The 1124-nt window shown below is 63.3% G+C and carries 1 protein-coding gene; it reads left to right on the top strand.

Going from position 1 to position 1124, the window contains the following annotated elements:
* Positions 1 to 1028, top strand: a 1028-nt coding sequence (gene ahpF, locus OC610_RS27825) for an alkyl hydroperoxide reductase subunit F (RefSeq protein ID WP_264432779.1), incomplete at its 5' end; no start/stop codon positions are given.
* Positions 1029 to 1124 lie beyond the last annotated feature (96 nt).

The following is a 1124-nucleotide window of genomic DNA, read 5'->3' as shown; positions in this document are numbered from 1 at the left end:
ACTTCGGCCAGGGCCGCATGGGCCTGGAAGAAATCCTCGCCAAGATCGACACCAGCGGCATCGAGCGGCAAGCCGAAAAGATCAGCGCCAAGGATGCCTTTGACGTGTTGGTGGTTGGTGGTGGCCCGGCCGGCGCTTCGGCGGCGATCTACGCGGCCCGTAAAGGCATCCGCACCGGTGTGGCGGCCGAGCGTTTCGGCGGCCAGGTGCTCGACACCATGGCCATCGAGAACTTCATCTCGGTCCAGGAAACCGAAGGCCCGAAACTGGCCGTTGCCCTGGAAGAACACGTCAAGCAGTACGACGTGGACATCATGAACCTGCAACGCGCTGACGCCCTGGTGCCTGGCACGAATGGCGGGCTGCATGAAATCAAGTTCGCCAGCGGAGCGAGCCTCAAGGCCAGGACCGTGATCCTGGCGACCGGTGCCCGCTGGCGTGAAATGAACGTGCCGGGCGAGCAGCAATACCGCAACAAAGGCGTGGCGTACTGCCCGCATTGCGACGGCCCATTGTTCAAAGGCAAGCGCGTGGCGGTGATCGGCGGCGGCAACTCCGGCGTCGAGGCGGCCATCGACCTGGCCGGTATCGTGTCCCATGTCACCCTGCTGGAGTTCGACGTGCAGTTGCGTGCCGACGCGGTGTTGCAGCGTAAACTGCACAGCTTGCCGAACGTGACGGTGATCACCAACGCCCAGACCACCGAAGTGACCGGTGACGGGCAGAAGGTCAACGGCTTGCTCTACAAGGACCGTCCAAGCGGAGAAGTGCGCGAAGTGGCGCTGGAAGGGATCTTCGTGCAGATCGGCCTGCTGCCTAACACCGATTGGCTCAAGGGCACCGTCGAGCTGTCACCGCGTGGCGAGATCATCGTCGATGCCCGCGGCGAAACCTCGATCCCGGGTGTGTTCGCCGCCGGTGACGTGACCACCGTGCCGTACAAGCAGATCGTGATCGCCGTGGGCGAGGGGGCCAAGGCTTCGCTGAGCGCCTTCGACCACCTGATCCGCACCTCAGCGCCGGCCTGATCGCCTACCGCTGAAACAACAAAACCCCATGGGCTCTGGCCCATGGGGTTTTTTATTTCGGATTACGCATTCTCCTGTGGGAGCGAGCTTGCTCGC

The sequence above is a fragment of the Pseudomonas agronomica genome (genome assembly GCF_025917275.1).
Taxonomy (GTDB): domain Bacteria; phylum Pseudomonadota; class Gammaproteobacteria; order Pseudomonadales; family Pseudomonadaceae; genus Aquipseudomonas; species Aquipseudomonas agronomica.
The sequence above is the reverse complement of the archived record's forward strand: the minus strand, read 5'-3'. Positions and strand labels throughout refer to the sequence as shown.